We start from the raw sequence: 20,630 nt of genomic DNA, 5'->3' as shown, positions 1-20,630 counted from the left end.
GGAAGTTTTCTATGAAGATCTTAACGTTCGAAAATCTTTTATATCACTGTTTGGGAATTTGAGTGGAGAAGCAATGGAAGAGAGTGGGGAAAGGCTCAAAAGAAGAATGATAATTTCCTTTGCCCTCAATATGGGGATAGCCTTAGTTGAAATCATTGGAGGCATAGTTTCCAGAAGTTTAGCCTTGTTTAGTGATTCCCTTCACAATTTCAGCGATTCTATGAGCATACTAACAAGCTACATTGCCATAAAAATAGGAGAAAGAGAGAAAAACGAGAAATATACTTTCGGGTATAAAAGGGCCGAAATTCTGGTCGCATTTGTAAATTCAGCAATTCTTGTGGGAGTTGCCCTTTTCCTCATAGTAGAAGCATATAAGAGATTCAAGACTCCTGAACCGATTAATGGGCCTTTAATGTTCTCAGTTGCTTTGATTGGCTTTCTAGCTAATTTGATTTCCGTTCTTCTCCTTCACGAGCATTCTCACGAGACCATCAACGTTCGTTCCGCCTATCTCCATCTCCTAAGCGATACCTTGTCATCAGTAGCTGTTGTTCTGGGGGGTATTGCAATAATCAAGTGGAATGCCATTTGGGTTGATCCTCTCCTTAGCGCGCTAATCTCAATTTACATCCTTCGCGAAGCTTATGAAATTCTCAAGGAAAGCGTTGAAGTGCTTATGGAAGCTTCTCCTAATCTAGATTTCAATGAGATAAAGAGGGAAATTGAAAGCATTCCAGGGGTTAAGAATGCTCATCACTTTCATGCCTGGAGGGTGGGAGAAAAGGAGGTTCACTTTGAGTGCCATGTTGAAGTTAATGACATGTTGATAAGTGAGGCCCAGCAAATAATAGATGTTATCGCGGAGAGGCTTAGAAGATTTGGAATAACCCATGTAACTGTCCAGCTTGAGGCGGGAAGATGTAAAGAAAAGGGCATGATCTGTGATGAGGGTGTTTAACCAAAGGTTGAAAATCCCCCTTCTGTTTCTAACTTTTGGTTTTAGAAACCTATAAAGGCTCCAAATTCGGAGATGTATCTGGGGGAGAGAATGAAAGTTTATAGAATTCACGTTCAGGGAATAGTTCAGGCCGTGGGATTTAGGCCCTTCGTTTATAGAATAGCTCATGCTCACAACTTGAGGGGATACGTTAGGAACTTAGGCGATGCTGGAGTTGAAATTGTTGTCGAGGGAAGGGAGGAAGACATAGAGGCATTCATCAAGGATTTATACAAGAAGAAACCCCCACTTGCAAGGATTGATAAGGTTGAGAGGGAGGAAATTCCTCTTCAGGGCTTTGACAGATTTTACATAGAGAAAAGCTCGACGGAAAAGAAGGGGGAGGGAGATTCAATAATCCCTCCGGACATAGCTATTTGTGAGGACTGTCTTAGGGAGTTATTTAATCCAACTGACAAGCGCTACATGTATCCTTTCATAGTATGTACAAACTGTGGGCCGAGGTTCACGATAATTGAAGATCTTCCCTACGATAGGGAGAACACAGCGATGAGAGAATTCCCGATGTGCGAGTTCTGTAGGAGTGAATACGAGGATCCCCTGAATAGGAGGTATCATGCAGAGCCGGTTGCATGTCCAACTTGTGGGCCGAGCTATAGGCTTTACACGAGCGATGGAAATGAGATAATTGGAGACCCCCTGAGAAAGGCGGCAAAACTAATCGATAAGGGATACATAGTTGCGATAAAGGGTATAGGTGGAATTCATTTGGCCTGCGATGCTACAAGAGAGGATGTGGTGGCCGAGCTTAGGAAGAGGATTTTTAGGCCTCAGAAGCCTTTCGCCATTATGGCCAAAGATTTAGAAACTGTAAGGACTTTTGCCTATATTTCTCCCGAAGAGGAGGAAGAATTAACAAGCTATAGAAGGCCAATAGTGGCTTTGAAGAAGAAGGAGCCCTTCCCACTTCCCGAAAACCTCGCTCCTGGGCTTCACACAATTGGGGTAATGCTTCCCTATGCTGGAACCCACTACATATTATTCCACTGGAGCAAGACTCCAGTTTACGTTATGACTTCCGCAAACTTCCCAGGGATGCCGATGATAAAGGACAATGAAGAGGCATTTGAAAAGCTTAGGGACGTTGCTGACTACCTCTTGCTCCACAATAGGAGAATTCCAAATAGAGCTGACGATAGCGTTGTTCGCTTTGTAGATGGTAGAAGAGCTGTTATTAGGAGGAGCAGAGGATTTGTTCCACTTGGAATAGAGATTCCATTTGAGTACAAAGGATTGGCAGTTGGTGCTGAGTTAATGAATGCTTTCGGAGTTGTTAAGAATGGAAAAGTTTATCCAAGTCAGTACATAGGGGATACATCAAAGATTGAAGTTTTAGAGTTTATGAGGGAAGCCGTGAGGCACTTCTTCAAGATATTGAGAGTTGATAACTTAGATCTAGTTGTTGCAGATTTGCATCCAAGCTACAACACAACTAAGCTGGGAATGGAGATCGCTGAGGAATTTGGGGCAGAATTCCTTCAAGTTCAACATCACTACGCTCACGTGGCCTCTGTAATGGCTGAGCACAACTTGGAGGAAGTTGTTGGAATTGCTCTAGATGGTGTTGGGTATGGAACCGACGGAAAAACTTGGGGTGGGGAAGTAATATATCTAAGCTATGAAGATGTGGAGAGGTTGGCCCACATAGAGTATTATCCACTCCCAGGAGGGGATTTGGCCAGCTACTATCCCTTGAGGGCCTTAATTGGAATACTCAGCTTAAACCACGACTTAGAGGAAGTTGAGAAAATCATAAGGGAGTTCTGTCCAAATGCAATAAAGAGCTTAAAGTATGGGGAAACAGAGTTTAGGGTAATTATGAGGCAACTCAGCAGCGGGATAAACGTTGCCTATGCCTCTTCAACGGGAAGGGTGCTTGATGCCTTCTCGGTACTTTTGAACGTTTCCTACAGGAGGCACTATGAGGGAGAGCCTGCGATGAAGCTGGAGAGCTTTGCATACCAAGGAAAGAACGATCTAAAGCTCACGGCTCCAATTGAAGGTGAGGAAATAAAGGTTTCAGAGTTGTTTGAGGAAGTTCTTGAGCTGATGGGCAAGGCCAATCCTAAAGACATAGCTTACTCCGTTCACTTAGCCTTAGCTAGGGCATTTGCTGAAGTTAGCGTGGAGAAAGCTAAGGAGTTTGGAGCTAAAACTGTCGTTTTGGGTGGGGGAGTAGGGTACAATGAGCTAATAGTTAAGACGATAAGAAAGATAGTAGAGGGGAGAGGGCTAAGGTTCTTAACAACTTACGAAGTTCCCAGGGGAGATAATGGAATTAATGTAGGCCAGGCCTTCCTGGGAGGATTGTACTTGGAAGGATACTTAAATAGGGAAGATTTGAGCATTTAGTTTGTCTCTACCTAGGCCTTCCTTTTTTTCTTAAATTATTCCATACATATTTTGCAGGTCTTGGGATATACTAATAGCGTTCTCCTTAATTACATTCACGAGCAGTTCTTGGACTTCTTCTGAAAATATTGTTTTTCTTCTTTTTGTGTTGGCTAGATTTTCTAGTATCTCCTTGGATATGCTTAATCCATAATCAGATCCAGTAGCCACGCTCTTATCAATTTCATATAAAGCCCTTAGTTCTCTGAAGTTTGGTTTAACTGTTAACTTTCCGCTCTCGCGCTTGACATCCAAATAAAGTCCTGACAGACCATAAAACGCTACATCTACCAATCCGATGTATTCTTTTTTTCCACTGTAGGCTTGGGCCTCTTCAATAAACTTTATGCTTTCCAACATGTTAGACAGACCAATAATAAGAGAATTGCTTCTTTGATCCGATAAATAGCCTAGAATAGCCTTTTTTACACCCTTATAGTCCTCTACTCCGTTGAGAGTACACCTATAAACAAAGCGAGCAGGTGTGTCTACTAACAATCCTCCGAGAAGATATACCTTTAATTTCTCTGAGGGGCTTAAGTCCTTAAAATTCTCTTCCAGCAATGAAGCGAGTTTAGTTTTTCTCACATACCATGAATTCTCTATAATCTTTACATCTAGTAATCCAAAGTTCCACAGTAGTAACATAATGCTCTTTATTCTAGGGGATCCAATTTTAGATCTCGACACTGTCTTAATTTTATTGAAACTTATTTTTGCGTAATTTTTCCTTATTGTTTCTATTTTTGATCCTTCTGGGGCATAGGGAGCCAGGGTTATTAGAGTGTCGACTAATTTTTCTATTTCTTTAAGTCTTTTGGTGACTTTCTTAGTTTTTAGATATTTTAAAGCTTGTAGATATGAGACACTTCCCTTAATTCCTACTACTTTCATCGACATCCCTCCGTTTTCCTAAATTCCATGTCTAGGAATTTAACTCTATCGGAAAGTATTTAAGAGCTATTATAACAATAGTTAGTTATGAGGTGAATTACCATGACGCCCATGGAGACATCTAATGAGCAAATTTATAATATCTATCTTCCTAAGGTAGCAGAAGAGTCTCCTATCGATTCTTTAGAAAAAATTGAACCTGTTGGTAAGATTAGAAATTACATCGACATAAGTTTTGAAGGTATCAAGCGGGTCGAAAATGGAGTCTCAGCATTTTATCCCATGGCAATCTTTGGATACTATGGGAGCGGAAAAACATTCTTTGTGAGAAAGCTATCGGAGAAGATAGTGAAAGAGTTGGAAAGAACTATACCTTTGCACTTTTATCTAGGACAGACATCTTATTTCGACTTGATTAAATTTGTGGACGAACTGATAGAAAGTATAGAGGTCTTTATTGAAAGAGGAGACAAAACTAAGGCAACGATAAGTGGATATAATCCAGAAAAGTGGATGAAGTATCTAGAGGTTTTAAAAGCAGCTAGAGAGAAAATTTCTAATGAGGAGGCAGAAAAAAGCAATGTGGAAGCATTCATAAAATTCTTAAATGAGATTAACCATGCTGGGTACTATCCCTTTGTATTCTTCGATGAATTTGAAACAGTCTGGATTGGTGGAGTCCTCCAAGATGATAGGAGCTATAGGGTTTTTGTAGACTTTTCCAGTAGATTATTCGAGATGATAAGAGGAAAGGCGTACTCTGGAGGAATATGCTTTGTTCTAACGAAACCAGTTAGAGAACTTATTAGAGAGGCAGCCTCCATGAATCCTAGACTGGTAAGAGAACTTAACGAGGCCTTCGGAACAAGTCTTGTAGATTATCCAGAGATGTATCCGTTAGAGAGAGAACCAGCCAGAGAAACTTTGAATATATTTAACATTAATTGGAGTTATGAGGATCTTGAACTATTGTCTAAAAAGTACAACCTAGTAATTCATGAGGATATTCTAATGGCAATTTCAAGAGTTCTCCCAACTCCAAGAGCCGTTATAAATATCTACTACAAGCTATTAGCAATTAACAGGAGTAATATAACATCCCCGACGATTTTTGGAAAACTAGCGGAGGACAAACTAGACATATTCATAAATAAAGTAATCTCAGAATTTGTTGCTCCAAATTCAAAATGGCACTTAATATTCAAAACGCTAGTTGAGAATGGCATCCTCTATGTCTACTCAAGAGATTGGGAGACAATTAAGAAAATAGCCGCCCTACTTGAAGTTTCAGCTTCCGATGAAAAGAAGCTTGTACAAAAGGTCAAAAACTACCTCAATAAATTAAGAGATTTAGGTCTATACGAGTATAACAAACCGTATTCAACTTATCTAATCTCTCCAGATGTGCTAGCGTTCCTTCTAGGAATTGAAAAATTACCAGATGGAAGAAAAGCAAACGAAGACACACTAAAATTGAAAGTAAAAGCAAAGATAGAAGAAAGAAAAAAGAAAAAGCAGATGTATAGAGAGAGTAAAGTGATATCTTAAAGACTCAGCGATGGGCCAGCTTCATCACCGCTCAGTCGGGGCTAATCTACATCATCGCCTAGCTTAACTTAAGTAAATGCCTATCTTTCTTCTTTATCTCAATGTTGATATTAACCTCAACATCTTCCCCATTCTTAACCACGAATACTCTTCTATCCTGGGAAAATGGTTTGTAAATTTTTACAATTACGGGGTCTTTGGCAATGTTCGAGACTATGTATATCCAGTACTTATCTTCATTTTTTTGTGCGAACTCAAATTCCTTTTCCGTTAACTCCGCAAGTAGGAGCATTGGATAGTGGCCTTTGACCTCTATGTACTTCTCTTCACCATCTGTAAAGGCCCTTATGTCATAGTGCTCCCTTAAAGATACGTCCTCAACGTTATATCCTCTGCTCTTCTCTAGCTCCATGACTATTTCCATGGCCTTCTTTTCACTCTCAAGGATTTTATCCAGAGGAACAAAGTTCCTTTCGAAGATCTTGAGGTATTCGTTGGTAGGTAGTTCTATTTTTGTGGAATCTAACCCTAGAACTTCCATAATCTCAGGGGGAACTCTCTTGATGACTTCGAATTCTTCTTCACTTATCCCCTTTACCTCGAGGGCTTTCTTTATTTCAACCTTAAGCCTCTTGAAGATTTTACCTTCTTTGATGTTTAGGCTATCGTATTCCAGATACTTCTTCACGATTAAATTGTATATGTTGTCCATAACTAGCGTCTTAACTTTATAGTCCACCTCTTCACTTGCCCCTCTAACGACCTTGTACTCTTTGGATAGTACCTCACTAATCCTCTTGAGTAAGTTGAATCCAACAAGGTACTTTCCGTTCTCAGCAAGAATTGGATATCTATAAATTTCTCTCCCATCTTCGTCGTAGAATATGGCATAGTACACATCCATAGAGCCATCATAGCCCTTAACTAATACTCTAATTCCCTCAATCCCCTCGGCTTCTCTTAAAAGTCCTCTCACCAAGCGGAACGGATTTGGAACGTTCCTATTAACGATTTTCTTTAATACTTCCACATCAGGAGTGTCCTCTAAAATTATCTCGAGCTCTCTCCTTATGCTTCCCGCAGGATTTACAGGAACTGCTCCCTCCACTTTCTGCTTTAGGATTCTGAGAGTCCTAACTAGAGCCCCGGCATAGCCCTTGAGTTCTCCCTTAATTGAGGCTAGGATAAGCTCATACTCTGAGACTTCTCTATTTTCTTCCTCGGCACCTTCATTCCATAGATTTTCAAAGTCTCCTTCAAATATTGGCCTTCCAATAATGGGTCCACTTCCCACGGCTTCCTTTATGTTCATAATCTTTCTATAGAGGTTGTTTAGAACATCCAAGTCCGTTTCCGTTGCAAGAAATATGGTATATGCTTTGGTTTCTCTCGTTTGGTTGAGCCTCCATATTCTTCCCACCCTCTGTTCGAGCTTTATTGGGCTCCAGGGGGCCTCGTAGTTTATTACAACACTTGCAACGTGCAGGTTAAGTCCTTCGGATGCAACATCCGTAGAGACTAATAGGTTAGCCCTTTCATGAAACTTGTTGATTTCCCTCTCTATTTCCTCAGATTTCATGCCCCCATGAAGTTTTGCAATGTCATCTTTTTCCAAAACAATGCCGTGCTTTCTCCTTAGGATATCTGGTAACCTCTCAAGTACGTATTCGAGGGTATCTCTAAATTCCGTGAATATTATGACCTTTTCGCCGTTCCTAATGTGATAAGCAACTATATCGGATATAACCTCAAGCTTGCTATCCTTGCTGCCAATTTTCTTTCCAAGCTCGAGAACTCTTCTAAGCCTTTCGAGTTGCTCTTCAGTTAAGAATCCCCTATATTCATCTATTATTTTGTGTATCGCATCATCTATCTCGTTAAATTCTTCTATTTCCAATTCCTCATACCCCATTCTAAAGATCTTTTCAATGTATGATTCAACGCCTCTGGCTCTTTCTTGCCCACTTATATAAGCGCTTTCAACGATCCTGGTTAGGGTTTTTAGAGCCGCTTCGTAGCTGGACGAGGCTCTCTTCCTAATGATTACTGCAAGAAGAGTTAAGGGAGAGTAATCAGCTTGATCCTTAATCAGCTCGAATAGCGCTCTATTTAACTCTTCAAAGAACTCCCTCTCCTCTCTGCTAACTTCTACCACGACAGCCCCAAAGTGACACTTCTTGAACACTTCTCCTTCAAGTTCGTTGACAACCTTCTTAGTTCGCCTTAGTACCAATGTCCCTCTTGACTTCATGTAGATCTTCCTTTCGTGCATTGGGGATATTTCCTCTGGTATAGTTGGGTCGAGGAGCCTAAGCCTCGCAAGGTAATCTCTATTGTTTCCCCTGTGGGGGGTTGCTGAAAGGAATATAACGTTCAAATCCTTGTTCTTGGTTAGTTCTTTTAAGAACTCATATCTCTGTGTTCCCAGGGTGGCGTTGTGGACTTCGTCAACTATTACTAAATCCCACTTTTGACGGAGTATTTCCTCGGTGTATCTCTTAGCTAGGTCTATTGATATTATGAAGTACTTCCTCGGCCTTTTCAACTTCCATTCAATTTCGCTACCATTCTCTATCACTTCCGGAGCTTCCTCTAAGATCCTCTTTACTTCTTCCCTCCACTGCTCCCTCAGAACTTTTGGAACGACTATCAAGGCTTTCTCAATCTCTCCCCTAAAATCGAGGTACTTGGCTATTAAAAGAGCTTGAATGGTCTTTCCGAGACCTATCTCATCAGCTATCATTAGCCTCACTGGCCTCATGAGCATGGCATGATAGAGGGTCTGGAACTGATGCTTGAAAGGAATGATGCCTTTATCAGAATAGGAATAAACAAAAAGGTGGGGGTTGTGGAGGATAACGTCCCTAAACAACCCTTTCAAATCATTTCAACCTCCATAAACCTTCTTGCTAGGAACATAAGCTTTCTCATGTTCTTGTACTTCCAATAGGCGTTTCTGAACTTCGAGGCCCAATACCTTAACTCAATGGGCTCCATCTCAAGAACCCTTTCCTCAAGCCTTCTCCAATCTCCTGGGTTTCTAAGAACGCCCATGACCACTCCATAGACCATTGCCCTTAGATAGGCATAGTCATCTTCAGTTATCATTCTCCTCTTCTTTACCTCAAACCCTAGCCCCTTGGCAAAGTCTGAATACTCTGGGAGAAATACTCTGGCCTTTGCTTCCACTCTCCCTAGTGTGCCGTCTTCAAAAATAGGATAAAATTCGGCGAGCTTCTGCTCCCTATTCACGGCAAGTTGCGCGGGCTTAATGTACTTCAGTTTTATGAGGTACTTCATCCCCATTAGCTCTCCCTCCTTTTGAGCCTAAACCTTACCTTTCCAAATAGTGGCCTCAGCTTCTCGATCACCAGGTCGTTTATTACAACTTCTTCGCTCGCGACAACATCAACATTGAGAGCTGGGTTGCTCTCAAAGAACTCCTTCATTTCCTTTACTATGTGCTTGAAAATCTCCAAGTCAACGTCCTGGAACTCGGTTCTCCATAGTGGTTCCTCAAATTCAAGGCTTCCACTGGCACTTCCTTTGAACTCTATCCTGTCTAGAGAGTCCACGTCTTTAATGGAGTGAACTGAGAGTAGTATATATCCCTTGTGCTCTTCCTTTATCTCTTTAACTTCTATGACATCCTCTAACTTTGGAATTAGAAGTATTTTTGCCTCGGCTTCCTTTCCTTTGTTGCTCTTCCCTTTTATGATGACTTCCCTCTTAACCCTTGGAATCTTAGCTCTCCACTTAACCTTGGCTTCCTCTCCTCTAAGCTCAACTTCCTCAACTTCCAGCTCTCCAAAGCTCGAAGATAGGGACACTGTGAATTCGTCATCGCTTATCGGCTTCACAGTTACTTCAACTTCAATCTCTTCTCCCGGCTTGCCCGTTATGCTTGCCCTACTGACACTTATCTCGAATTCTCCCTCCATGACTTTCTTTTGTTCTCTCTTTTCTACTATGTATCCCCAAAGTATTCTGTCCAGATCTTCTTTTACTTCACATTCCTCACTAACTATGCTCCTCAATGGTATCGTGAGATTCTCCTCTGGTATGTAAATCTCATACCAAACTTTAATCCAGTACTTCTCACCGCCTTTTTCCACAATGAGGTCTTTTTCTTCATTTAGCAGGGAGCACAACTGCCTCTGAAGTGCTATTTCCCTGGGGAGTATTAAGTCTCTCACCTCTATATTGGCTGGTGGATGCCCTTTCTCCTCTTCGCTTGGTATCTCTTTGTAGACTTTTTTGAAGAAAATCCTTCCATCTCTCTCTATTCCCACCTTAAGCTCTTCTACTGCCCTCCTTATAATTTCAGTTAGCGCCTTATCAGCGATCATTGGTAGCTTTGGATTCGTCTTGAACACATTTCTCAGCTCTGAGAATGGATATCCCTTTCCTGGGAAGTCTATTCCAACCTCTGCAAGAATATCTCTAAGCCACTCAAAGTCAGCCTCTTCATCTACCACTATCTTGCCCTTAGATACGAGGGCCGAGTATACGTTCTCAACGACTGACCTTGAGGATGGAGTTGCATCTATTATCTTTACCTCCTCACCCTCTGGGTAAGCAACGCGCCTGAATGAAGTTATTAATTGATTCTCCAAATCTTCGAGGGCTTTTTCCCTAATCTCCCTTACCATATTTCTCTGTATCTCCTCGACTTCTCTGCCGTACCTTCCATATGTAGACCTTATCTCTCTCATTACCTCATCGCAGGCCATAACCCTTGCAGTGAGTTCTATTAGCGCATCCAGTGAGTTTTCGACTAAGTAACAGATAACTACAGTGTTCCTGAACGTTCTTGCCGAGGTGTTCTCGAAGAATATCAGCCTTTCTAGGGTATCCTTACTTACGTCATCCCTAACGATAACCTCAAGCTTGTACTCTGGAGTGTCCCTAAGCTCTTGAGGATCTTTGGTAACTATTATCATGTTCTTCTTGAAGAATGGTATCTCTCCGCTAGAAGACCTTCCCCTTAAGCTTCTTCCCTCTCTAATGAATTTATCGGCGTAGTTGACAAGGGAACGCCAAGCATCTCCATAGCTAGTTTCAATTAGCTCCCTTGTTTTACTCTCCACTAGCTTGTTCACATTTGCTATCCTCCAGAACCAGAAGGTCTTGTCCTTCTTTGCAAGGTACATGAACTTCACGCTTTTTCCTATCTCTTCTACGGTGTCCCTGATATCTGCTGGTAGCCAATTGTTCCTCTCAAATGTATCTGGCTCGTAAACTCCCCTAGCAATGCTCTCTGGCACTGGAAATCCTGGGAGTGGAGTTGGGCTGTCAAACGGGTAAGTCTTTAGGAATATGTACTTCAATATTATTTTCGCTAACTCTGGATTTGACAATCCTTTAACTTTCTCTTCGTTGATATCAGCTTCCAAGACTGCTTTGTAGTCTGCAAATGTTGTGCTCTTTCCAAAGAGAAGCCCTTTTATTGCCTCATCTTCTAGGTCTATGTGGTATGGCATTATTATCCCAGGAGGGTCGTTGATGAGCTTTCTCACAACTATCCTCGTAATCTTTATGAGATCTCTCGTCCTCTGGAGGCCAGTTCTCTCTATTATGTTTCTCAGCACCTCTATGTACTCTGGATGGAAGGGATAGCTAACTTCAAGAGCCTCAAAAAGGCCCGAGGCCATTCCGAATATTTCCCTGTTGCTCATGACTTCCCTCAACTTCAGCAAGATTCTGGTCTTCTCCTCCTCATCTATCCTCTTGAATATCCTCTTCTTCAAAACCCCAATGAGCTCGTTTTCCCTCCCCTCAGTCCTCATTGGGGAGTAGAGGTTATGTCCGGCTACCTTTGTTACAGCACTCCAGATGCTGTTGACGGTCTTCCTGTCGTATAGTTCCTCAACCTTTCCTTCCCCTTCCATTGGTAGGGTTAGTATCATAATGCTCCTAGTAACGGTTAACGCTTTCGCCAAGTTGTGGAGGAAATTAGCGACGTTCTCTGCGTAATTTCTATCTTCCTCATTGGCGCTCCTTGAGAGAGTGTAAACGTGGTGGGCAATCTCATCAATGAGCAAGAGGACATTTTCATCTTGGAAGAGCTTTACCAACTCCTCTATCGGGGGAACAGTCAAGTTCCTGTCATAATCTTCCACGAGCTCGTACTTACCCAGGGAATTTGCTATGTATCCCCAAACGGTTCTAATCTTTCCGTTGAGCGGTTTGCTTGGCTGTCCAATGTTTGTTTGGCCATGCACGATTATTATCCTAGCCTTAACGTTTTCGGCTAGATAGCTTAACTCTTCCAATTTTTCTTTGATTTCTTTTCTCTGCCCTTCCAACACTTCTCTTTCTCTAAGCGCTCCTGGGTTCCTTAAAGCGTGGTACACGCTCAGTAGAGTGTGACTCTTACCTCCACCGAATAAAGAGTAGATTAGGATGACATTGTTCCTTTCCTCTCCCCTTAGCGTCTTTATCACTTTCTCTAAAATGTCAACTATTGAGGATGTGAAGTAAGTTCTCTTGAAGAACTCAACTGAATCGAGGTAAATATTGGGTGCGTTTCCCTCCACTACTTTGTACAATTCGGGGGCCACTTCCTCATCAAGCCTTTCATCCAAAACGTCTTCCCAAACTTCATGCTTTCCAAACTTCATAACATTTCACCCCTAACGGCCTTGATAAGCCTGTCCATTAGGATGACCTCATAAAGGCCATCTTTCTCCAATCTTTTCATGATCTCCCTCTCGTCTTTAATTCCCAGGGCGATAGAATAGACGTTCTTATAGTATGAAGCTACGAGCCTTGCTATGGCTATGGCTTCTTCTACCTCTGTTGGATGGTTTTTCTTGAGTTCCTCCTTTATTTCCTTAACCCTTGAAGCTCCCAGGAGTGAAGCATGCTCAAGTACGTGAAGAACATCTATTGCATTCCTATACTTTTCTGCATCCCTCTCCTTAATGAACTTCTGAAGTTCCCTAGTATCTAGGGCCTTCTTACCCAAAAGGTCGGGAGAGTATAGCGTAAGCTCACCATTTACCTTCTTTAAGATTTCAAGCTTTAGCAGGCTTGAAGAATCTACGGCCGTAGCTAGGGTTAGTAGTATTATATCGTTCGGCGAAACCTTTGCGTTCCCAAAGAGCACCTTATAAGCTGTGTAGAATATCCCCTCTCTTGAGAGCATTTCAGCTTTTACATCTTCAGCTATAGCCCCAACTATTCCGTTAATCGTTGCTGGATATACATACCTCTCTAGGATTTCCCTCACGCTCAGCTCTCCCTTTGGGGATTTCACTGCTTTATACTTTGTAACTTCCGAGAGAACTGAGGCCATTACACCATAGAGGAGATCCAATCCATGGTGTCCATAGGAGAGGAACTCTTTGGCACTCTTTACTCCTACCTCAGTTAAGATCTCTTCAAGGTCACTTGCCCAAACCTCTTTCTCTTCATTCTTCTTTCTCCAAACAACTACTACTGAAGTGTCAAGGGCCATCTTTCCTCTGGCGGTGACTCTCTGAGATGACTCAGTTCCCAGGGGGAATGCTCTTGTTATCTGGAGCTTTGCTTTTCTCCATCCGGCTTCTATTAAGGTAATCCAGCTTTCCAGATCGGTGTGGGCGTAGTAGGTAACTAGTATTCCGTCATCCTTGAGGTGCTCCCTCATGGCAACAAAAGCCTGGCTGAAGAGGTTTTCGAAGTGCTGGACGGCTTTCTCCTTTTTGTTCCCATCTTCCATAAAGCGGCCCGGATTAGTGGAGACTTCTTTCTTTGCAAATTCCTGCCACTGTGTCTTGATTTCCACCCATTTGGGGCCGATTCTTTTGAAAAACGCTTCCTTGTGGAACCTTGGAACGAGTTTGCCGTTCTCAACGTCGCTCAAAGCCCTCTTGAGCCAGACATAGTAAAAGTCCGAAAGCTCTGTGTACGGGACATCGTCGGCGTAGGGTGGGTCAGTCACGATGACGTCGAACTTCTCGCCGAGGTTGAGCGAGGTAGCGTCGCCCTGGAGAACTTTAACGGAGTTTTCTGTGAAATCGGCGAGGGTTCTCTGGGAGGAAGAAAGGGCGGAGGTGAGGTAATTCAAAGCTCTAATCTGAGAACGCAGAAATCGTTTAAATGTTCCAGTCATATCGACGTTGAAATAAACATCACACCAATTCCAGTTCATGGTAATACCTCTGCTGGCAAGAGTCTGATTTGGGAATAACCATGAAATTGTCCAATGATTAGTTACAGAGTTGAAATCCATATATCTCAACATCGCCATGCTCAAATACGTCGCCACGGCCTCCGCGTACTCAAAGGCTTTCTCTTCGCTCCAGCCTTCCTTGAGCTTCTCCTCCTCGATTCTCTTACCAGTTTCCCTTATCAACCTCACGATCTTTATGAGGGTGAGAAGCTGACGGGGGTTGAAGTATTTGTCCCAAGTATCCATGCCATGTAAAAGCGTTGGGAAGTTGGCTGGAGGCTGAAGTTGATAATATGCGACTTTTTCACTCGGCACGTCCGGGTCTCCCTTCTCAAGCATCTCCCTGACTTTTTCTTTTGCCTTCCAAAGCTTCTCGTTGTCCTCCCTTGTGGCGGGCTCGAAGATCAAATCTTTGTTTTTAACCTTCACCTTCACTAGTAATCTTTGCCTCGCAAACCTTTCATCTCCTTCGTGGTACTTCTTCAAAGCGAACTTCACATAGAAGTCTACATCCCTTCCCCTGGGCTTCTCGATGTAGTGATTTCCATCCTCATCCACATACTTAATCACGTTACCACATGATAAGCAGACAAGCTGGCTCTTCCTCGCTTCTATGTTTGGCTTTGGAACTCTAAAAACAACCTTGCTTCCCTCTATTTTAACGTCCTCTTCCTTGATCTTTCCACTTTCGATGGCCTTCTTGACCTTTTCCACGTATCCCTTTCCCTCCAGGACTATTTCTCCCCTCTCCGTGCTTACCTTGGCTCTTGAAACATCTGCGAATATCTCGTTTAGGTCAATTATCCTAACCTCTCCATTGGGCTCTACCTTCATGTAGGCGAGCCTCTTGTAGCTCTTCTCATCTTTAACTCTTGCGAGCCAGAAGTTCCCTACGGCTGGAGTCCACCTTCCACAGTGGGGGCACTTAACTTCCCAGGTGCCTATGTAAACGGCTACATCATCATCGTAGAGTTCCCTAATCTCGGGGTCGTTCTTGAGTTGCTCGGTTATCCAGTTCCCCCACTTCTCCACGTCCTTAACCAATTGTCTCCCAAACTTCTTTGGATACTCAAGAACGGCCTTGAGGAAGATATATGCAGTGGGTAAGAGCTCGACTGCGGTAACATCAAGTCCTAACCTTAAACCCTCGAGTGGGATTGAGCCAAACCCAGCAAAAGGATCGAGAAGCTTCTTCCCCATAAACATTGGCTCTGGGTTAGCTTTGTGGCCTTCGCTAAGCCTTATCTTGGATTTAAACTTGTTAACATTCATAATCTTCTGGGAGAAGGGAGGCCGCAATTATAGCTCTCGCCCCTATCAATGGCTTTCGTGTCCACCAGAAGACCATTTCCCAGTAAGGAGGCCTCCCTGGACCCTTCTCCTTTAGACTCATTCTATTAACTTCTTCAACTGGAAAACTAGGACTTTCAATTAATCTCCTTTCCATTACATACACCAGAAACATTTATTTTAACATAGCGTTATAAACTTATTTGGGGGAGTTTAATGAAGGCGGTGACGTTTCCAGTCCCCTGGGAGTATCTAAAGAGAATATTCGAGGGAAAAAACGTCTTTGTGAAGCCAGCAACTCTTAGGGTTGAGGAAGGAATGAAGGTTATCTTCTACGCTTCAAGGGAGAATCAAGGATGGCATGGGGAAGCTGAGGTTGAGAGGGTTGAGTACTACACAAGCGTTGAAGAGATAATCAAGAAGTACAGGGACAAGCTTTTCCTAACCCCCGAGGAACTAAGGAGGTATGAAAGGGATAGGGCCAGGTGGGATTCTGGGAGGAGAAAGAGGCCATGGATGGTCCTAGTTCTCAGGAACATCGAGAAGTATCCTAGAGTTGTGAAGCCAAAGAAGTTTATCGTTGTCTCTGGAAGGTACGTGGATGAGAAAGAGTATGAAGAGATTAGGAGAAGTACGAGCTGAAAATTTCCAAGGCAATCACCATGCCCAAAAGGCGTAGGTAGGCTTCATAAGTAGCGGAAGGATAGTACTTCAGGAGAGGGTTGTTTGGATCAGAGAGCTTTGGGAGTGCATGCTCATCTAGCTCCCTAAGCTCAAGGAGGACGTAGTTGGAGAGTAGCTCTGCATAAGGGCCTTTACCTTTTTTCTCTGCAAAAGCAAGGGCCTTCTTGTAGACCTCTTCCCTAATCCCGGTTATGTTGTAGGGTACGTCCCTCTCACTTTGAAGCCCTCCCCCAATGAAGTATGGGTGAGGAGCATTGGCCCACTCTGATTCCGTCAAGTTAAGGTATGCAAGTGCTACTGAGTAGTACCACAAGGCTAGAGATTTTTCACCTCTTTTATAGCTCTCCTCTGACATGTTTAGCCAGGCTGAGGCAAGGACTACTAAGCCGGTTTTTTGAGTTTATCTTCCTTTAAGGCCTCTTCCATCTCTATGATTTTCTTTCGGGTCTCGCTGATGTTGGAGAGGCCAAAGTTTATTCTCATATATTTATCATCTATGTGCTCCCTAATGAAGGGAATTAGATAATCTGTTGTGAGAGCTGCTCTTACTGATGTCATGTTCGGGTTCTGAGACCATCCCAAGTAAAGCTCCGCAACAGTCAACCACGGAGACTGTCCTCTTGTCTCTTCAATCTCCCTTATTTCATTTAGCAGCTTTTCTACCTCACTCAAAGCTAGGCTGACGTTTCCCTTAGTATTGTTACACTCCATTTTGTCAGCTATTAGGTAAGCAAAAGTTGGAACAAACGTGTAAATTTTAGCTGAGTAGAAGTCCTTCTCCATATCACCCATCAAAATGCTGCATTTTCTTGTACTGTTAAGCTCTGAGAAAAGGGATTTTATTCGAGGTATTAATGATTCATCCGTAGTAAGGTCGCTGAAATTTACTAGAGAAAACTGTTCCCTCATTTCTTCAATGTACTCTCTTGGGTATACATACGGGGAGGAAGGTTCCTCCTTGTCCTTTGAAAGTAACTCAGGAATTCCAATGAAGTAGGCTCCAATTAAAATGAAAACGACTACAAAGACCGCGAACTTAATATCCAGATCATCCATGCAAATGCCTCCAGTTATTCTTTGAAGTGTTAATACATACATCAACTTCTAATTATTCAATTTAAACCTTTTGTCTAGTAAATTGTTACAGTGTTAAATGAGTACCAACGACCTTATACCAAAACTTTTTGAATTGACTTTTCGAGCCGATTTTGATGAACATAAAGAGCTTCATAAACAGGCTTAAGGAGCTAGTTGAAATCGAGAGGGAAGCTGAAATAGAGGCTATGAGGTTGGAGATGAAAAGGCTTAGCGGAGTGGAGAGGGAGAGGTTAGGTAGGGCAATTCTCAGCTTAAACGGTAAAATCGTTGGTGAAGAGCTCGGTTATTTCTTGGTTAAGTACGGAAGGAATAAGGAGATAAAGACCGAGATCAGCGTTGGGGATTTGGTTGTTATAAGCAAGAGGGATCCCCTGAAGAGCGACCTCCTGGGAACTGTTGTTGAGAAGGGGAAGAGATTCATCGTCGTTGCCTTAGAAACAGTCCCAGAGTGGGCCCTTAGAGATGTGAGGATAGACCTCTACGCCAACGATATAACATTCAAGAGGTGGATCGAAAACCTCGACAGGGTTAGGAAGGCTGGAAAAAAGGCTTTAGAGTTTTACTTAGGTTTAGATGAGCCTTCCCAGGGGGAGGAAGTGAGCTTTGAACCCTTTGATAAGAGCCTAAACCCCTCTCAAAGGAAAGCGATAGCTAAGGCTTTAGGTAGTGAAGACTTCTTCCTTATCCACGGCCCCTTTGGAACTGGAAAGACGAGGACTTTAGTTGAGCTGATTAGGCAGGAGGTAAAGAGGGGGAACAAAGTTCTAGCTACAGCTGAGAGCAACGTTGCCGTGGACAATTTAGTTGAAAGATTGGCCAAAGATGGAGTTAAGATAGTTAGGGTTGGGCACCCAAGTAGGGTTTCGAGGCATTTGCACGAGACAACTTTAGCTTACCTCATTACTCAGCACGAGCTCTACGGTGAGCTTAGGGAGCTTAGGGTGATAGGGCAGAGTTTGGCAGAGAAGAGGGACACATATACAAAGCCGACTCCAAAGTTCAGGAGGGGACTGAGTGATGCTGAGATAATTAAGTTGGCCGAGAAGGGAAGAGGGGCTAGAGGACTCTCAGCTAGACTAATAAAGGAGATGGCCGAGTGGATAAAGCTAAACAGGCAGGTTCAGAAGGCCTTTGAAGATGCTAGAAAGCTTGAGGAGAGGATTGCGAGGGATATAATTAGGGAAGCCGATGTGGTTTTGACAACTAACTCTTCTGCAGCCCTTGATGTTGTTGATGCTACCGATTATGATGTTGCGATAATAGATGAAGCAACTCAGGCAACTATACCGAGCATATTAATACCTCTCAACAAGGTTGATAGGTTTATACTTGCTGGAGACCACAAGCAACTACCACCAACTATCTTAAGCTTGGAGGCCCAGGAGCTCTCCCACACGCTTTTCGAGGGTTTAATTGAGAAGTACCCATGGAAGAGCGAAATGCTGACAATTCAGTATAGGATGAATGAGAGGATAATGGAGTTTCCGAGCAGGGAGTTTTACGATGGAAGAATAGTTGCTGATGAAAGTGTAAAAAACATAACTCTGGCCGACCTGGGAATTAAAGTTAATGCTAGTGGAATATGGAGGGACATCCTAGATCCAAACAACGTCCTCGTGTTCATAGATACTTGCATGCTCGAAAATAGGTTCGAGAGGCAGAGAAGGGGAAGCGAAAGCAGGGAGAATCCCTTGGAGGCCAAGATAGTGAGCAAAATCGTTGAAAAGCTCTTGGAAAGTGGGGTTAAAGCGGAAATGATGGGAGTGATTACACCTTACGATGACCAGAGGGATTTGATAAGCTTGAATGTTCCCGAAGAAGTTGAGGTCAAGACTGTGGATGGTTACCAGGGAAGGGAGAAGGAAGTGATAATTCTATCATTTGTCCGCTCTAACAAAGCGGGAGAGATCGGCTTTCTCAAGGACTTGAGGAGGCTAAACGTGTCCTTAACTAGGGCTAAGAGGAAGCTTATCATGATTGGCGATTCCTCAACGCTTTCATCTCACGAAACCTACAGGAGGTTAATCGAGCACGTGAGGGAGAAGGGGTTATATGTTGTGCTAACGAAGGATAGCATTTGATTTCTAGGAAAGATTATTTCTTAGGAGAAATATTAATATAGTTGAAATACTAATTTACTAGCAAGGTGAACGTAAAATGCCCATTACGAAGGTTACTAGAAACTATCAGATAACAATTCCTGCAGAGATTAGAAAGGCCCTTGGAATTAAAGAAGGTGAACTGCTTGAAGTAAGGCTAGAAAATGGAAAAATAATTATAGAAAGACTCAAAAAAGAAAGAAAAACACTCAAGCTGGGTAAAAAGTTAACACTCGAAGAAATTGAGAAAGCGATAGAGGAGGGAATGAAACAATGCATGCAGTGATAGATACAAATGTTCTAATTTATGATACATTTAGCGATTCTGAGTTTCACAAAGAGTCTAGATCTCTTTTGAATTCTCTTGATAGATGGTACATTCCTTCCATAGTACTTCAGGAGTATGTGTGGTTTTTTAGAAGTCAAGGATTTTCAAGTAGAGAGGCCAAGATAATGCTCTCTGAATATATATCAGATCCAAGATTCAGAGGTCTTGTAGAAGACCACAATGTAATTCTTCGTGCCATTGACATTCTCGAAAGGGAAAACCTCTCTTTATCACGGTTTAATGATATGATAATTCTTGTTCATGCAATAGAGAAGGGTACCCTAGCAACTTTTGATCAAAAACTCAGAAAACTTGCAAGGAAGTTGAGCGTTGAAATCTTGCCATAGGGACAGGTGATGGGATTTTTCCTTACAAACACTTTCTAGCTTCCTCGTGATATCACAAACTGAAACGTCCTCAAGCCATGTAACAACTCCATTACCAACGAACTAAACGTACTTGAAAAGTTCGGGCATCTCTTTTTTCATAGCGTTTAATCTGCCTGTATTCTTCTTTCCAGTTCTTCTCTAGGCACTTCAACTTGATTTGCAACTAAAAACTCATTGTTTTCTGGGTTTTCATAATTTATGAGAATAAGTCGTTTTGGTTCACCAGTTTCTTCATCCTTAATGGGAATTCCATCCCTCCAAGTGGTCTAATATTCTGCAAGAGCCTTCAACACTAAATGGAATAGTCCGAGAAAAGTTATAGCTTCTTCCGCTTCTTTTTCACAACCTCGCAATTGTAAGTTTTTGTATTGCTTTCACTCAGTATGATTCATAAGAGAAGAAGTTATAATGATGAATCAATAACTTCGATGAAAATCAACTTTCTTAAAGTCTTCATCAAAAGTGGCTATTTCTGAATTCCGTAATATTTGCAGCTGCTCAATTGATTCCTTTGATCTTTCCATAAACCCAAGCATATCTATCCAAATGCTTTTTGAGGTTATAAACCCCTTTAATTCATCTCGAAGAGCTAAGGTAAACATAACTTTATAAGCCGTTTCAGAGAAAACGACGACACTGTCAGGATAAGCAGTGGGACGTTAGGTTTAAGTTTCTGATACCTCTTCAGAAAAGGGGAGAGAAATGAGGACTGAAACCATTATTTACTTAC

16 protein-coding genes and 1 other RNA gene are annotated in these 20,630 nt (G+C 42.4%); 7 read left to right on the top strand and 10 right to left on the bottom strand.

Features of this window, described 5'->3' with window-relative positions; all coding sequences use genetic code 11:
* Positions 1 to 73: 73 nt before the first annotated feature.
* The gene (locus PWP39_RS03375; RefSeq protein WP_288072627.1) at positions 74 to 961 is read left to right on the top strand and encodes a cation diffusion facilitator family transporter; all 888 of its coding nucleotides are present in this window, start codon (positions 74 to 76) and stop codon (positions 959 to 961) included.
* Between the two features lie 90 nt (positions 962 to 1,051).
* Positions 1,052 to 3,373 (top strand): carbamoyltransferase HypF, encoded by a 2,322-nt coding sequence (hypF, locus tag PWP39_RS03370; protein ID WP_288072626.1) that lies wholly within the window; start codon positions 1,052 to 1,054, stop codon positions 3,371 to 3,373.
* 30 nt (positions 3,374 to 3,403) lie between these two features.
* Here the strand turns inward: hypF and PWP39_RS03365 are convergent, their stop codons facing one another.
* Complete coding sequence (locus PWP39_RS03365; protein WP_011011678.1) at positions 3,404 to 4,306, bottom strand: archaeal ribosome-dimerizing factor; 903 nt, start codon at positions 4,304 to 4,306, stop codon at positions 3,404 to 3,406.
* Positions 4,307 to 4,408: 102 nt separating this feature from the next.
* Between PWP39_RS03365 and PWP39_RS03360 the strand changes: the two genes are divergently transcribed.
* Positions 4,409 to 5,854, top strand: a complete 1,446-nt coding sequence (locus PWP39_RS03360; protein WP_288072624.1) for a hypothetical protein — start codon at positions 4,409 to 4,411, stop codon at positions 5,852 to 5,854.
* Position 5,855: 1 nt separating this feature from the next.
* Here PWP39_RS03360 and PWP39_RS03355 read toward each other — a convergent pair.
* From PWP39_RS03355 to PWP39_RS03330, 6 genes are all read right to left on the bottom strand, one after another.
* An RNA gene (locus PWP39_RS03355) (C/D box small nucleolar RNA) lies at positions 5,856 to 5,913 on the bottom strand.
* Positions 5,913 to 8,735 (bottom strand): DEAD/DEAH box helicase, encoded by a 2,823-nt coding sequence (locus PWP39_RS03350; protein WP_011011682.1) that lies wholly within the window; start codon positions 8,733 to 8,735, stop codon positions 5,913 to 5,915. The genes PWP39_RS03355 and PWP39_RS03350 overlap by 1 nt, the downstream gene beginning before the upstream one ends.
* Entirely contained in the window at positions 8,732 to 9,160 is a 429-nt protein-coding gene (locus PWP39_RS03345) for a hypothetical protein (protein ID WP_011011683.1), read from the bottom strand. Before PWP39_RS03345 ends, PWP39_RS03350 begins: the two co-directional genes overlap by 4 nt.
* Positions 9,160 to 12,477: an ATP-binding protein gene (locus PWP39_RS03340; protein ID WP_288072622.1), complete on the bottom strand. Its 3,318-nt coding sequence runs from the start codon at positions 12,475 to 12,477 to the stop codon at positions 9,160 to 9,162. Before PWP39_RS03340 ends, PWP39_RS03345 begins: the two co-directional genes overlap by 1 nt.
* On the bottom strand, positions 12,474 to 15,284 hold the full coding sequence (locus tag PWP39_RS03335; protein WP_288072620.1) for a DUF1156 domain-containing protein: 2,811 nt from the start codon (positions 15,282 to 15,284) through the stop codon (positions 12,474 to 12,476). The genes PWP39_RS03340 and PWP39_RS03335 overlap by 4 nt, the downstream gene beginning before the upstream one ends.
* Positions 15,274 to 15,459 carry a DUF1156 domain-containing protein gene (locus PWP39_RS03330; RefSeq protein WP_288072618.1) on the bottom strand — a complete coding sequence of 62 codons (186 nt, stop codon included), beginning with the start codon at positions 15,457 to 15,459 and terminating at the stop codon, positions 15,274 to 15,276. The genes PWP39_RS03335 and PWP39_RS03330 overlap by 11 nt, the downstream gene beginning before the upstream one ends.
* 59 nt (positions 15,460 to 15,518) lie before the next feature.
* On the opposite strand from PWP39_RS03330, the gene PWP39_RS03325 reads away from it, so the two are divergent.
* The gene (locus PWP39_RS03325) at positions 15,519 to 15,944 is read left to right on the top strand and encodes an ASCH domain-containing protein (protein ID WP_011011687.1); all 426 of its coding nucleotides are present in this window, start codon (positions 15,519 to 15,521) and stop codon (positions 15,942 to 15,944) included.
* On the opposite strand, the gene PWP39_RS03320 is transcribed toward PWP39_RS03325, so the two are convergent.
* Positions 15,925 to 16,341, bottom strand: a complete 417-nt coding sequence (locus PWP39_RS03320) for a hypothetical protein (protein ID WP_011011688.1) — start codon at positions 16,339 to 16,341, stop codon at positions 15,925 to 15,927. The two genes, PWP39_RS03325 and PWP39_RS03320, sit on opposite strands and share 20 nt — an antisense overlap.
* A gap of 26 nt (positions 16,342 to 16,367) precedes the next feature.
* Positions 16,368 to 17,084: a hypothetical protein gene (locus PWP39_RS03315; RefSeq protein ID WP_223209002.1), complete on the bottom strand. Its 717-nt coding sequence runs from the start codon at positions 17,082 to 17,084 to the stop codon at positions 16,368 to 16,370.
* Positions 17,085 to 17,197: 113 nt separating this feature from the next.
* Here PWP39_RS03315 and PWP39_RS03310 point away from each other — a divergent pair, with 113 nt between their 5' ends.
* The 3 genes from PWP39_RS03310 to PWP39_RS03300 all read left to right on the top strand — a co-directional run bounded on the left by PWP39_RS03310 (position 17,198) and on the right by PWP39_RS03300 (position 19,858).
* Entirely contained in the window at positions 17,198 to 19,165 is a 1,968-nt protein-coding gene (locus PWP39_RS03310) for an IGHMBP2 family helicase (RefSeq protein WP_014835170.1), read from the top strand.
* 76 nt (positions 19,166 to 19,241) lie between these two features.
* A complete protein-coding gene (locus PWP39_RS03305; protein ID WP_011011691.1) occupies positions 19,242 to 19,469 on the top strand; it encodes an AbrB/MazE/SpoVT family DNA-binding domain-containing protein in 228 nt (75 codons plus the stop codon).
* Positions 19,457 to 19,858: a PIN domain-containing protein gene (locus PWP39_RS03300; RefSeq protein ID WP_011011692.1), complete on the top strand. Its 402-nt coding sequence runs from the start codon at positions 19,457 to 19,459 to the stop codon at positions 19,856 to 19,858. The genes PWP39_RS03305 and PWP39_RS03300 overlap by 13 nt, the downstream gene beginning before the upstream one ends.
* A gap of 146 nt (positions 19,859 to 20,004) precedes the next feature.
* Here PWP39_RS03300 and PWP39_RS03295 read toward each other — a convergent pair whose 3' ends face one another.
* Positions 20,005 to 20,100 (bottom strand): hypothetical protein, encoded by a 96-nt coding sequence (locus PWP39_RS03295; protein ID WP_237718490.1) that lies wholly within the window; start codon positions 20,098 to 20,100, stop codon positions 20,005 to 20,007.
* Positions 20,101 to 20,630: the final 530 nt, after the last annotated feature.

The sequence above is a fragment of the Pyrococcus sp. genome (assembly GCF_030153625.1).
Taxonomy (GTDB): Archaea; Methanobacteriota_B; Thermococci; order Thermococcales; family Thermococcaceae; genus Pyrococcus; species Pyrococcus furiosus.
This window is presented reverse-complemented; position numbering and strand designations above follow the sequence as displayed.